The following is a 13,485-nucleotide window of genomic DNA, read 5'->3' on the forward strand; positions in this document are numbered from 1 at the left end:
GTGCTCAGTAGAAGCGATACTCGAAACCGATGCCGAGCACGCGCGGGGCGCCGAGGATCACGTTCGGGCTGTCATCGTTCCAGGTGTATTGCATGTACTCCTCGTCCAGCAGGTTGCTGCCGAACAGGTAGGCGGTCCATTCCTGTTCCTCGAAGCCGAAGCGACCGTTGACCAGCGTGCGTCCCGACAGCCGTCCCGCGTTCACGCCGATGCCCGGCGCGACGGTGCTGCGATGGCTGGCATTGAGGTTGACGAACCAGCCGTCGCTCCAGCGCAGGTTGCCGCCGATCGCCGACGTCCAGCGCGGTGCGTAGGGGAATTCGGCGCCGGTGTAGTCGTTGATCTGCGCGCCCAGTACGGTGTCGAACTCGTCGAAGCGCGTACGCGAATAGGCCAGCGATGCGTACCAGTCGAACGCCTCCGAGACCTGGTGGCGGGCTTCGAGTTCCAGGCCGTACAGATGGGCCTTGCCTGCGTTGACGGTATGGTTGTCGTACTCGTTGATGCCGAACGACGCGCTGACCTGCTTGTCCTTCCAGTCGATGTAGTAGAGGTTGGCGTTGAGACTCAGGGTATCGTCGAGCCATTGCGAGCGCAGCGACAGTTCCGCGTTCCAGGTGTACTCGGGGTCGTAGCCGAAGCTCTGGCCGCGCGCGACGTTGACGGTCGAGCCGCCAGAGCGATATCCGCGCTGGATGACCAGGGCTGTGGTCAGGTCTTCATTGACGACATAGCGCAGGCCCAGCTTGGGCAGGAAGGCGTCGAAGCTGCGCGTGTTCTGGGGAGTATTGCTGTTGGCCTGCTGGACCATGCCCAGGACGGCCTGGTTGATGCCTGCGATGGCCGGAGCGAGAGTTGGCCCGAACATGGCGGGATCGGGCAGGGTGCCCGCGAACGCCGCCGTGGAAATCGCGCCGTAGCGGTACTCCTCGCGATCCTGGCGGAAGCCGCCGAGCAGCGACAGGCGCTGGCCGAGGTCGTACTCGAAGTCGGCGAACAGGGCCAGGTTGCGCGCATGCGACGCACCATCGTTGGCGTAGTCGACCGGGATCACCGGCAACGCCTGGCCATACAGGCCGGCGACGTAGGCGGCCGTCCCCGTATCCAGCCCGGCGCCCTGCAGCACCAACGAGATCGTGTCGACGGGTGTGTTGACGTTGGTCTGGTTGATCTGGATGGTGGTCATGTCGCGCTGCGACGCATACAGGCCCACGAGGCCGCGCAGGCGATCGCCGCGATAGTGCACGCGGAACTCCTGCGACAGCGTCTTGAACCACTCGTCGGTGTCGCCGTAGGCCTCGGGGCGCTCGGTCAGGTCGGTGTCGAAGGTGCGGACCTGGTCCGTGTCGCTCCATGCCGTGACCGACGACAGCGACCACGGGCCCGCGTTGGCGTGCTCGACCTCGAGCGTCGCCAGTTGCGAGAGGACGTCGGAACCGGTGGCATGGTCGGAGGTGTTGATGCGATCGTCGTAGAGGTTGGGCACGTCACGACGCGCATAGGCATACATGTACGGGCCCTGGCGGTCGTCACGGGTGTAGGTCAGTCGTGCCGTCAGACCGGGAAGCGACTTCGGCGTCCACAGGAGCTTCGCGCGGGCCATCGTCGATTCGCGTGCGTCCTCGGTGTCGCCGCGGGTGGGATTGCGGATGAAGCCGTCGAACTTGCGATCTTCGACGGCCACGCGGAAGGCCAGCTCGTCGTCGATGAGCGGGCCGCCGCCGGCGAAACCGACCCGGCGGTCGGACGGGTCGGACACCAGCACGCGCGCGCGTCCGGACCAGTCCATCGAAGGATCCTCGGTGCGCAGCACGATCGCGCCGGCCAGCGCGTTCTCGCCCTGGATCGTCGATTGCGGCCCGCGCAGCACTTCGACCTGGGCGATGTCCCACAGGTCGGTGGGTCCGCTGTCGCTGACCTGGCTGGGCAGCGCGGCGCCGTCGAGATAGATGGTGGCCAGCGGGTTGGGCGCGCCCGCTTCGTTGGCGATGCCGCGGATGGTGAAGCCGCGATCGCCGTACATCTGGCTGACGTTGGCGGTGCGGTTGAGGATGTCGAACAGGCTCAGCAGGTTTTCCTGCTCGATCCGCACCGAGGTCGTCACCGCGACGCTGCTGAGCGTGTCCTGCAGCGAACGGTCGGATTTCTCGCCCTTGACGACGATCGCATCGAGGGTCTTCGCAGGGGAGTCGGCTGCGGCCGAGGGGCCGCTCTGCGCGTGCAGGGCGGGGATGGGCAACGACAAGGCAAGGGACAAGGCAACGGCCAGCGGACGAACGCGCATTCAATGCTCCAGAACAGGGACGGAGGATTGGCATGGCGACGGCTGTGCCTGGGCTGCGGGATGGCAGCCGCGATCGACGATCGCGGGCGGATCTTAACGGAATCTGGATGTTCTGCCATCGGTGGAATGACCGTGGCCGACGACCGGTCGTCGCAAGCCGCCGGTCCTGGGGAACGAAGGACGGGAAACGGGCGGCAGGCGTGGTCGCGCGGCCGGGGGGCCAGGACAGGCGGGTGTCAGCTTTTCCTGGGGGCGGCCTTCGCGGTCCTGCGGGCGGGCTTGGCGTCCGGCTCGCTGCCAGGCGCCGATGTCGATGTCGCCGCCGGCTTGCGCTTGCGTCCGGTCGACGATTTGCCGGTGGTCTTGGCCCGCGTGGCGCGATGCTTGTTCAACATGTCCTCGGCCAGCACGATGTCTTCCGACAGGATGCCTGCGGCCTTGGCGATCGCGATGCGCGCGGCCGCGCGGTTCTCGTCGGGGTTGGCCAGCAGCAGCTCGCGGATCGCCTCGCGCAGCGCGGTCTCGGCGTTGTGCTTGAGCTTGAGGTCGCTGCCCTGCCGGAACAGCGCCATCAGCGCATCGACAATCGGTTTGATCAGGGCGGCTTCGATGGGCATGTGCGTTGCGTAGAGCACCAGGCGGGACGACGGCCAGTATGCCGCCGGCGCGTCTCGCGGGCTGCGATGCGCGCCCCATTCGGCGTCACCGCCCCGTAGGGTATCGCCCGGTGGATGACGCGGTGGATGCCTGGGCCCGGAGGCGGAGCAGGCCGCGTCGTCATGCGCGGGCTGACAGGCGTCAGCCGTTGTCGCTGGATCGTGGGGGCGCCGTGGCGGTGATTGCGCCCGCCGTGACTGAGCCCGCTGTTACTGCGCCTTGATCGCCAGCGCGGGCAGGCCGCCGTTGCCGAGCTTCTGCTTGGCTTCGGCCAGATCGGTGGCGGTGCCATAGGGCCCCATGCGCACGCGGTAGACGGTCTTGCCGTTGGCGTCGCCGGATTCGACGCGGGCAGCCAGGCCCAGCAGTGCGATCCGTGCCTTCAGCGCTTCGGCATCGCCGGAGGCGCTGAAAGAACCGGCCTGTAGGATGTAGCGCGTGTTGTCGCCGGCAGCGGCCTGGACCGGAGGACGCGTGGCTGCGGCCGGAGTCGGCTGTGCCGCGGGGCTGATCGTCGCCGGGCGCGTGGTCGTGGCAGTCGCGGTGGACGGAGCAGGCGCTGTCGGGCTGGTGACGGCGGGGTCGGCGGCGTCCGGGTTGCGGGCCTGCTGCGCCTGCTCGTTGCGACGCTGGCGATCGGCTTCGGCACGTGCGCTGGCGGCGAGCTCGGCGTCGGTCATCGCGACTTCCTGCTCGGGCAGCACGGTATAGAAATCGTATTCCGGCTCGGCCAGCGGTGCGTCGGTCGTGGCCGGCGTACTGGGGCGTGCCGGCGTCGCCGCGGCCGGGGTCGCGTCATCCTCGTCGAGGGCGCTGATCGTCGGCTGCGCATCCGGATTGGCGCGCGGCCGGAAGAAGCCGTCTTCGCCTTCGGACTTCAGGAACTTCGGCGCCAGCATCACCGCCACCAGGGCCAGCAGCACGCCGATGATCAGCCACGCCCAGCCCGGCAGTCCGCTGGCGTTGCCGCCGCTGCGCCGGGCCTGTGATTTACCGCGTCTTGCTGCCATTACATTTTCTCCGGGGCGTCGATGCCAAGCAGGGCCAGGCCATTGGCCAGGATCTGGCGGACGGCCAGCGCCAGTGCCAGCCGCGCGTCGCGCACGGCCGCGTCATCGACCAGGAACTGATGATCGTTGTAATACGACTGGAAGCCTTGTGCCAACTCCAGCAGGTAGGTCGCGACCAGGTGCGGTTCGAGTTCGCTGCCGGCGGTGGCGACGATGTCCGGCCAGCGCGACAGGTCGATCAGCAGGTCGCGCAGCGAGGCGTCGGCGAGATCCAGCGGCTGCGACAGCCCCTGTTCGCGGTCGAACACCAGCCCGCGTTCGTCCATCTGCCGCAGCAGGCCGCAGATGCGCGCATGCGAGAGCTGCACGTAGTAGACCGGGTTGTCGAGCGACTGGCTGCGCGCCAGGTCGATGTCGAACACCAGCTGCGAATCGGGCTTGCGCGCGATCAGGAACCAGCGCACGGCGTCGGCACCGGCTTCCTCGATCAGGTCGCGCAGGGTCAGGTAACTGCCGGCGCGCTTGGACAGCTTCACTTCCTCGCCGCCGCGCATCACCGTGACCATCTGGTGCAGTACGTACTCGGGATAGTCGGCCGGGATGCCGGCGTCCAGCGCCTGCAGGCCGGCCTTCACGCGTGCCAGCGACCCATGGTGGTCGGCGCCGAGTTCGGTGATCGCGCGCTGGTAGCCGCGCTGCCATTTGCTGAGGTGGTAGGCGACGTCGGGCAGGAAGTAGGTATAGGTGCCGTCGGACTTGCGCATCACGCGGTCCTTGTCGTCACCGAAATCGGTGCTGCGCAGCCACAGCGCGCCACCTTCCTCGTAGGTATGGCCGTGGGCGACGAGTTCGCGCACGGTCTCCTCGACCTTGCCGTCGGCATACAGCGAGGATTCGAGGTAGTAGACGTCGAAGGCGACCCCGAACGCGGCCAGGTCGCCGTTCTGCTCGCGGCGCAGGTAGGCCACGCCGAAACGGCGGATCGCGTCCAAGTCGTCCGGGTCGGGAGAGCCGCTGACGGTCTGGCCTTCGATCTCGACGCTGTCGCCGCGCAGATAGGCCTGGGCGACATCGGCGATGTAGTCGCCGCGATAGCCGTCTTCGGGCCAGCCGGCGTCGTCGGGCTTGAGCCCGCGCGCGCGCGCCTGCACCGAGCGCGCGAGGTTCTCGATCTGCACGCCGGCATCGTTGTAGTAGTACTCGCGCTTGACCTGCCAGCCGTTGGCATCGAGCACGCGCGCGATGCAGTCGCCGATGACGCCGGCGCGGCCATGGCCGACATGCAGCGGGCCGGTCGGATTGGCCGAGACGTACTCGACGCCGGCGGTGCGGCCCTGGCCGCTGTCGTTGCGGCCGTACTGGTCGCCCTGCGCATGCACGGCGCGCAGCTGGCGCTGCCAGGCCTGGGCGGTCAAGCGGAAATTCAGGAAGCCAGGGCCGGCGATCTCGATCGCGCCGATGTCGTCATTGGCGGGCAGCGCGTCGATCAGCGCCTGCGCCAGCGCGCGCGGGTTGGAGCGCGCCGGCTTGGCCAGCAGCATCGCGGCGTTGGTCGAGAAATCGCCGTGGCTGCGATCCTTCGGCCGCTCGACGACGAAATCGGGCAGGGCGAGGTCGGCAGGCAGGGTGCCTTGGTGACGCAGGGCGGCGATGGCCTGTTCGACGTGGTGTCTGATCTGGCCGCGGAGCAATGATTTCACGGGTTCTGCAGGTGGGCTCGGGGGTCGGTCATTGTACGCGACTGCGGTCAGGGGCCCGGCTACGGCCTTGGCCGGCGCCGGGCGGGCTTCATGCTGGCGCCCGACCGTTGGCGCAGGCTCGTCTCGTCTCGCGGCAATGGCCAGCGTCAGCCGACAGGTAGGATCAGACGGGCGCCCCTGGCTTCAGATCCAGCCATGGGCCGCCAGTGAGACCGCAGGGCCATCGCCGACGACGAAGTGGTCGAGCAAGCGTACATCGATCAATGCCAACGATTGCTTCAGCTGCGCGGTCACGGCGCGATCTGCGGCACTGGGCACGCTGTTGCCGCTGGGGTGGTTGTGGCCCACGATCACTGCCGCCGCGTTGTGCGCCAGCGCCCGTCTGACGACTTCGCGTGGATGGACGTCGGCGCCGTCAATGGTGCCGCGGAAGAGTTCCTCGAATGCCAGCGTGCGATGCCGGGTATCGAGGAACAGTGCCGCGAAGACCTCGTGCTGTCGCGGGCGCAGCCGTTGCGAGAAGTAGCGGCCGGCGGCGGCCGGGTCGCTCAGCAGCTCGCCGCGCGCGATCTCTGCGGCGAGCTGGCGGTGCCCCAGTTCGAGCGCCGCCGCCAGGGCACAGGCGCGTGCCGGACCGAGGCCGGGCAAGGACGCCAGGTCGGAGGGGCTGCGTTCCAGCAGCGTGCGCAATGGGCCGTGTGTCACCAGCAAATGACGTGAAGTTGTCACCGCATCTCTGCCGCGCAGTCCCGAACCCAGAAAAATCGCCAGCAGTTCGGAGTCCGACAGCGCCGCGGGTCCGTGGGTCAGCAGCTTTTCGCGCGGACGTTCATGGGTTGGCCATTGGCGAATATTCATGGGAACTCCTGTGGACGAGGGGCGGTGGGGCGTCCCGTGGGCGATCCCGGGGCGTTGATGCATGGCGCATGACGCATTGCAGCGGGATCGGGGTGAGCGCGCAGCCGGTCGAGGGCGGACGATCGGGTAAGCTGTCGCACCGGATTTATGTAGGAATTGTCCGACGATGGCCGCAGACGCTCCCCGCTCCCTGGCTGGACGGCACCTGCTGTTGTGCGTGTCCGGCGGGATCGCGGTCTACAAGGCCGCCGACCTGGTGCGCCGCCTGCGCGAAGCCGGCGGCACGGTGCAGGTGGCGATGACCGATAACGCGCAGCGGTTCGTGGGTACCACGACGTTCCAGGCGCTGTCGGGCGCCCCGGTCCGCACCTCGCTGTGGGACGCGACCGCCGAAGCCGCGATGGGGCATATCGAACTCGCGCGCTGGGCCGACCGGATCATCGTCGCGCCGGCCACCGCCAACACGCTGGCCAAGTTGGCGCATGGCTTCGCCGACGACCTGGTCAGCACGCTGTGCCTGGCGACGACCGCGCCGCTGACCGTGTGCCCGGCAATGAACCACCGCATGTGGCTGCATCCGGCGACCCAGGCCAACATCGCGCTGCTGCGCGAACGCGGTGCCCAGATCATCGGGCCCGAGGACGGGCCGCTGGCCGAGGGCGAGTCCGGCCCCGGCCGCCTGTCGGAGCCGCTGGCGATCGTCGCGGCGCTGGCGCAGGCCTTCGGGCAGGCTTCCGATTCCCCTCCTTCTTCGCAGGCGACTGGCGCATGAGCGATGCATTCATTGGCAAGCGGATCGTGGTCAGCGCCGGCCCGACCTACGAAGACATCGACCCGGTCCGCTTCATCGGCAACCGCAGCAGCGGCAAGATGGGCTTCGCAGTCGCGGCGGCGGCCGTGGCCTGCGGCGCCGAGGTGGTGCTGGTCGCCGGGCCCGTGCACCTGCCCACGCCCGACGGCGTGCGCCGCATCGACGTGCGTTCGGCGGCGCAGATGCGCGATGCGGTGCTGGGCGAACTGCCCGCCGACCTGTACATCGGCGCCGCTGCGGTCGCCGACTACACGCCGCACGCCGTCGCCGAGAACAAGATCAAGAAGACCGGCGCGACGCTGACGTTGGAGCTGGTGCGCACCCCCGACATCCTGGCCGAGGTCGCGGTGCATCCGCTGCGCCCGCAGCTGGTGGTCGGCTTTGCCGCCGAGACCCACGACGTCGAGCACTACGCGCGCGACAAGCTCGCCCGCAAGCGGCTCGACCTGATCGCCGCCAATCGCGTCGGCACCAGCGAGGGCGGCTTCGAAAGCGACGACAACACGCTGGTGGTGTACTGGGCCGATGGCATGCGCCAGCTCGGGCCCGCCCCCAAGACCGGCGTCGCCTGCGACCTGCTGGCCCTCATTTCCGAACGGATACCCGCATGACCGATCGTTCCCCCGCCACTGCATCGTCGTTCCAGGCGCTGGAAGTGAAGATCCTGGACCCACGCTTCAATGGCGAGTGGCCGCTGCCGGACTACGCGACCGAGGCCAGCGCCGGCCTCGACCTGCGCGCGGCGCTGGACGCGGAACTGACGCTGCAGCCGGGCGACACCGCGCTGGTGCCGTCGGGCCTGGCCATCCACATCGCCGATCCCGGCCTGTGTGCGGTCGTGCTGCCGCGCTCGGGCCTGGGCCACAAGCACGGCATCGTGCTCGGCAATGGCACCGGCTTGATCGATGCCGACTACCAGGGCCCGCTGATGATCAGCGTCTGGAATCGTGGCCGCGAAGCGTTCACGATGGCACCGGGGGATCGCATCGCGCAGCTGGTGCTGCTGCCGATCGTGCGGGCGAGGTTGCAGGTGGTGGATGCCTTCGGCGACAGCGCGCGCGGGGCCGGTGGCTTCGGCCATACCGGTGCGCGCTGACATGCGTCCGATGGCGCTGACATGGAGAGGCAAGCGATGAGCGATCACGATCCGAAGGCGCGCCTGCTGCTGGGCCGCGTACGCCCGTACCTGCCGGTGGTGGCGGGGCTGCTGGTGTTGCTGTCGCTGTGGATGGCCTGGAATGGCTGGCAACAGATGCAGAGCGAGAGCCGCCGGTCCAGCCTGCAGCTGGCACGCGATGGCGCCGTGGAGGCGATCGCGCTGAGCCTGTCGGGCGAGATCAAGCGGATGGAGGCGCAACTGCAGCTGGCGCCGGTGCAGGCGGCGCTGCAGGCACGCGACCTCGATGCCGCCGCGCAGGCCCTGGGCAAGGACTGGCCGCTGCTGGAGCAGTCGATCGTGTTCCCGGCGACGCTGGACAGTGCCTACCGTGGTCTGCCCGACAGCGGCTTCGGCCGCCCGGCCGTGCTCGAGGCCGCGCTGGCCGAAGACAAGCCGGTGGTCTGGATCATCCGCGAGGACAAGGCCGCGCGCGTGGCGCTGGCGGCCCCGGCGAGGGTGGGCGAGCAGCTGGTCGGCGTCGCCTTCGTGCGCCTGCCGCTGTCGCGCGCGACCGCCGGCCTGGAGGACGCCGCGATGGACCCGGCGACCTACCTCGCGCTGCGCCAGGGCAGCTTCACGTTGCTCGAACGCGGCGATGCCGCACAGTCCGAGGCCGCCGAGCGCATGGCGATGCCGGTGCCCAGGAGCGGCCTGCGGGTCGCGGCGGCCTTGCCGCATGTCGGCGCGGCCCCATTCGGGCTGGGCTATGCGGCGCTGTTCATCGCGGCGCTGGTCGGTCTGGTGCTGGCCTATCTGGCCTGGCGTCTGCCGGCCCGCTTCGGCGTCGTCACGCAGACGACCGCCGCCGATGACGCGCTGACCCTGGCCGAGGCCCTGAAGGCCACGGCCGCAGAAGAATCCAATGGAGCGAATGTGACGGACGAACTGAAACGCGAGCAGGTGGCGGTCAAGGTGGCCGATCCCGCGCGGCCCCTGCCGATCGCGGTCGATGCCGGGATCTTCCGCGCCTACGACATCCGTGGCGTCGTCGGCGCCAGCCTCGATGTCGGCGTCGCGCGGCAGATCGGCCATGCCATCGGCTCGCTGATGCACGAGCAGAACCTGCCTGACATCGTCATCGGCCGTGACGGTCGCCTGTCCGGCCCGACGCTGGTCGGCGGCCTGATCGAAGGCCTGCGCCTGGCCGGCCGCAACGTCATCGACATCGGCATGGCGCCGACGCCGCTGACCTATTACGGCGCGTACCACCTGCGTACCGGTTGCTGCGTGTCGGTGACCGGCAGCCACAACCCGCCCGACTACAACGGCTTCAAGATCGTCATCGGCGGCACCACACTGTCGGGCGACGCGATCACCGATCTCTACCGGCGCATCCTCGACGACCGCCTGCACGTGGCCGAGACCCAGGGCGGGCTCAGCCAGCGCGACATCGCCGACGACTATGTGGAGCGCATCGCCGGCGACGTGCAGATGGCACGACCGCTGAAGGTCGTCGTCGATGCCGGCAACGGCGTCGCCGGCGAACTCGGCCCGCGCGTGCTGGAAGCCATCGGTGCCGAAGTCATCCCGCTGTACTGCGAGATCGACGGCACGTTCCCGAACCATCACCCCGATCCCAGCGAGCCGCACAACCTGGTCGACCTGATCGATTCGGTCGCGCGCCTGGATGCCGACCTCGGCATCGCCTTCGACGGCGATGGCGATCGCCTCGGCGTGGTCACGCGCGATGGCCAGAACATCTTCCCCGACCGCCTGCTGATGCTGTTCGCTGCCGACGTGCTGGACCGCAATCCGGGCGCGGTGATCCTGTACGACGTCAAATGCACCGGTCGCCTGCCGGGGCACATCCTGCGCCATGGCGGCAGCCCGCTGATGTGGAAGACCGGGCATTCGCTGATCAAGGCCAAGATGCGCGAAGTGGAAGCCGAACTGGCCGGCGAGATGAGCGGCCACTTCTTCTTCGCAGAACGCTGGTACGGGTTCGACGACGGCATCTATGCCGCCGCGCGCCTGCTGGAGATCCTGGCGATGGACGCGCAGTCGCCCAGCGAAGTGCTGAACGCACTGCCGGCCGGCGTGTCGACGGCCGAGATCAAGGTCGATGCACCCAACGGCGATCCGCACACGTTCGTCGAACGCTTCCGCGAGCAGGCCACGTTCGAGGGCGCACGCCTGTCGACGATCGACGGCCTGCGCGTGGACTGGAACGACGGCTGGGGTCTGGTGCGTGCCTCCAACACCACGCCGGTGCTGGTGCTGCGCTTCGATGCCGACACCCAGGAAGCGCTCGACCGCATCCGCGAAGCCTTCCGCGCGCAGTTGCTGGCAGTCGATCCGGAGCTGCCGCTGACGTTCTGACCGCAACAGGTGGCGCGGCATCCGCGCCATCCTGCGTCGCCTGGCGAGGCCGGGCATGGGCCCAGGCGTACTGGCATGCTGCGCGCGCGGATGCGTGGCGCTAGAAGACGTCGCACGGGAACACGTTGCACCCGAGCATGCCGCACCGGAAGACTGCAGCTCGCACGCATCCGGCCCGCCCCTGCTCGTCACGACCGGCCCTGCCCGGCGACAGCGCATCATCAGCAATGTCCAAAAGGTCATTTCCTTGCGGACGGCAATCTGAAAACAATCGCAGCCGGATTCAGTTTTGTCGAAATCGGCTTCACGGTATCGGGCGCATGCCTGCACCGGGGTGGCACGGCGGGCTGATCGTTTTCCCCATTTTGCCCCTGTAGCCCCCATGACCCCCATCAAGAAGATTCGTGCCAGCTCCAGGCTGGCGCTAGCGGTGTCGTATGCCCTGCTTTCGGTCGCCGGCGTCGCCAGCGCAACCGACGACAGTGTCGACGCCTCGCCCGACAGCAGCCCCCTTGCCGCTGCAGACGCGCCCGCCGATGCACCGACCACGCTCGACAGCATCAAGGTCACCGCGCAGAAGCGCGAGGAAGACCTGCAGGACGTGGCCTCCGCGGTAACCGCGGTCCGCGGAGCCGACATCATCGACGCCGAACTGCGCTCGACCAAGGACATCGCCAAGGAGATTCCCGGCGCCACCTCGTGGAACGCCGAGTCGCGCGCACGCCCGCGCTTCTTCCTGCGCGGCGTGGGCTCCAATGAAGCCACCAACAACGCGGTGCAGCCGATCGGCATCTACGTCGACGAGGTCTATTACCTCAACAGCCTGCTGCTCGGCGGCCCGCTGTTCGACCTCGATCGCGTCGAAGTGCTGCGTGGACCTCAGGGCACCCTGTGGGGCAAGAACACCACTGGCGGCGCCTACAATTTCGTATCCAAGTCGCCGGGCTTCCGCCCGGACGGCTACGCCAAGCTCGGCGTCGGCAACTACGGCCAGCGCCTGTTCGAAGCCGCCTACGGCGGACCGATCCGCGAAGGCGTGCTGGCGCAGCGCTTCTCGGTGCACTACGACGAGCGCGACGGACTGGCGACCAATCGCATCAATGGCGAAGAGGTCGGCGCCATCGAGGACCTCGCGTTCCGCTACCAGCTGCTGGCCAACTTCAACCAGGACGTCACCGCGCGCATCACCCTGCACGCACGCAAGTTCTCGGGCGATTCCACGCCGACCTACCCGGTGACGCGCACCGGCATTCCGACCAGCGATGGCTACACTTCGCCCTACGTCATCAGCGGCGACCGTTCGATCGTCGACTATGCCGGCGAACTGGTGCCGACCGAGGTCGACACTCACGGTATCAACGCGAAAGTCGACTGGAGCCTGGGCGACTACACGCTGACCTCGATCAGCGCCTACGACGCCGGCTCGCGCGAGACGCCTGCCAGCGGATCGAGTACGACCCCCACGCTGCGGTCGTATGCGTACGGCAACAACGAGACCCGCCAGTACAGCCAGGAGCTGCGCCTGCTATCGCCGCGCGAGGACAGGTTGAACTGGATTGCCGGTGCGTACTACTTCAACGACGTCAACGACAACACCACGGCGTCGGCGACACTGTTGCCGGTCAGCACCGCCAACCGCGCGCTGATCTACAGCGGCTACCGGCAGAAGACCGAGAGCCGTGCGCTGTTCGGCAGCCTGACCTACAACCTGACCGAGCGCCTGGCGCTGACCGCGGGCCTGCGCTACACCTCGGAGAAGGTCGGCATCGACCTGGAGACGCAGTCGTCGCTGCGCACCGTCAACGGCACGTCTCCGATCACGTCGAGCAACTGGTGGCGGATCGAGCACGCCGGCTTTCCGCTGGAAGTCGTGGCCAGCCAGCACGAGGTCAATACCTGGAACAACCTGGGCTACGACTTTACGCCGCAGTTCCAGATCGACGACAACCAGCTGGCCTACGTGCGTCTGTCCAGCGGCTATCGCTCGGGCAACTATGCCGGCGGCGCCAGCCTGAACTCGCAGCCGGTGGTGGTCGAACCCGAAAAGCTGATCGCCTACGAGACCGGCTACAAGAGCACCTGGCTGGACGGCCGGCTGACGCTCAACGCGGCCGCGTACTACTACGACTACCGCGACATCCAGCTGACCGTGAACCGCATCATCGACGGCACGTTCCGCTCGATCCTGGCCAATGCCGGCGAGGGCGAGGTCAAGGGCGTCGAGCTTGAGGCGCGCGCCAGGCTGACGCGCAACCTGCTGTTGCGCGGCAATGTCAGTTCGTTGCGCACCAAGTACACCGAACTGGTGACCGGTACGACCAGCTACGCCGGCTACAACTTCGCACGCGTGCCCAATGTCACCGGGCTGCTCGGCCTCGACTACACGATCGGCGACACCGGCATCCGGCTGTCGACCGACTGGGCCTACACCGGGCGCCACAACTTCAACATCACCGACAACACCGATCCCTACGCGCTGCAGGAAGGCTACTGGCTGGGCACCGTACGTGCCTCGTACGAGTTCCCCGGCAGCAGGACGACGCTGTCGGCTTACGTCAACAACGTCACCGACAAGGACTACAAGGTGCAGGCCCAGCTCTACAGCAACGGCTTCTATCCGACCCGGCTCGGCGACCCGCGCACCTGGGGCGTGACCTGGACGACACGATTCTGATGCGCGCCGCCAT

The 13,485-nt window shown here is 68.2% G+C and carries 8 protein-coding genes and 1 pseudogene; 4 read left to right on the plus strand and 5 right to left on the minus strand.

Going from position 1 to position 13,485, the window contains the following annotated elements; translation table 11 throughout:
- Positions 1-4: 4 nt before the first annotated feature.
- The 5 genes from ACYX7E_RS03450 to radC form a co-directional block, all read right to left on the minus strand.
- The gene (locus ACYX7E_RS03450) at positions 5-2,284 is read right to left on the minus strand and encodes a TonB-dependent receptor (protein ID WP_462079162.1); all 2,280 of its coding nucleotides are present in this window, start codon (positions 2,282-2,284) and stop codon (positions 5-7) included.
- A 236-nt stretch (positions 2,285-2,520) separates the two neighbouring features.
- Positions 2,521-2,901: a hypothetical protein gene (locus ACYX7E_RS03455; protein ID WP_462079163.1), complete on the minus strand. Its 381-nt coding sequence runs from the start codon at positions 2,899-2,901 to the stop codon at positions 2,521-2,523.
- A gap of 249 nt (positions 2,902-3,150) precedes the next feature.
- Positions 3,151-3,951 carry an SPOR domain-containing protein gene (locus ACYX7E_RS03460; protein WP_462079164.1) on the minus strand — a complete coding sequence of 267 codons (801 nt, stop codon included), beginning with the start codon at positions 3,949-3,951 and terminating at the stop codon, positions 3,151-3,153.
- Entirely contained in the window at positions 3,951-5,627 is a 1,677-nt protein-coding gene (argS, locus tag ACYX7E_RS03465; RefSeq protein WP_462079465.1) for an arginine--tRNA ligase, read from the minus strand. The genes ACYX7E_RS03460 and argS overlap by 1 nt, the downstream gene beginning before the upstream one ends.
- 207 nt (positions 5,628-5,834) lie before the next feature.
- Positions 5,835-6,509 carry a RadC family protein gene (gene radC / locus ACYX7E_RS03470; RefSeq protein WP_462079165.1) on the minus strand — a complete coding sequence of 225 codons (675 nt, stop codon included), beginning with the start codon at positions 6,507-6,509 and terminating at the stop codon, positions 5,835-5,837.
- A 166-nt stretch (positions 6,510-6,675) separates the two neighbouring features.
- Here radC and coaBC point away from each other — a divergent pair.
- The 4 genes and pseudogenes from coaBC to ACYX7E_RS03490 all read left to right on the plus strand — a co-directional run bounded on the left by coaBC (position 6,676) and on the right by ACYX7E_RS03490 (position 13,472).
- Positions 6,676-7,931, plus strand: a pseudogene (gene coaBC, locus ACYX7E_RS03475) (bifunctional phosphopantothenoylcysteine decarboxylase/phosphopantothenate--cysteine ligase CoaBC).
- Positions 7,928-8,416 (plus strand): dUTP diphosphatase, encoded by a 489-nt coding sequence (dut, locus tag ACYX7E_RS03480; RefSeq protein WP_462079166.1) that lies wholly within the window; start codon positions 7,928-7,930, stop codon positions 8,414-8,416. The pseudogene coaBC and the gene dut overlap by 4 nt, the downstream one beginning before the upstream one ends.
- A gap of 36 nt (positions 8,417-8,452) precedes the next feature.
- Complete coding sequence (locus ACYX7E_RS03485; protein WP_462079167.1) at positions 8,453-10,798, plus strand: phosphomannomutase/phosphoglucomutase; 2,346 nt, start codon at positions 8,453-8,455, stop codon at positions 10,796-10,798.
- 382 nt (positions 10,799-11,180) lie between these two features.
- Positions 11,181-13,472, plus strand: a complete 2,292-nt coding sequence (locus ACYX7E_RS03490; protein ID WP_462079168.1) for a TonB-dependent receptor — start codon at positions 11,181-11,183, stop codon at positions 13,470-13,472.
- Positions 13,473-13,485: the final 13 nt, after the last annotated feature.

It is taken from the genome of Luteimonas sp. RIT-PG2_3 (assembly GCF_054902115.1).

What these genes read in the sequence shown, in the direction of transcription:
- ACYX7E_RS03450 (WP_462079162.1), bottom strand. Translation starts at nt 2,284, where the DNA reads ATGCGCGTTCGTCCGCTGGCCGTTGCCTTGTCCCTTGCCTTGTCGTTG.
- ACYX7E_RS03455 (WP_462079163.1), bottom strand. Translation starts at nt 2,901, where the DNA reads ATGCCCATCGAAGCCGCCCTGATCAAACCGATTGTCGATGCGCTGATG.
- ACYX7E_RS03460 (WP_462079164.1), bottom strand. Translation starts at nt 3,951, where the DNA reads ATGGCAGCAAGACGCGGTAAATCACAGGCCCGGCGCAGCGGCGGCAAC.
- radC (WP_462079165.1), bottom strand. Translation starts at nt 6,509, where the DNA reads ATGAATATTCGCCAATGGCCAACCCATGAACGTCCGCGCGAAAAGCTG.
- dut (WP_462079166.1), top strand. Translation starts at nt 7,928, where the DNA reads ATGACCGATCGTTCCCCCGCCACTGCATCGTCGTTCCAGGCGCTGGAA.
- ACYX7E_RS03485 (WP_462079167.1), top strand. Translation starts at nt 8,453, where the DNA reads ATGAGCGATCACGATCCGAAGGCGCGCCTGCTGCTGGGCCGCGTACGC.
- ACYX7E_RS03490 (WP_462079168.1), top strand. Translation starts at nt 11,181, where the DNA reads ATGACCCCCATCAAGAAGATTCGTGCCAGCTCCAGGCTGGCGCTAGCG.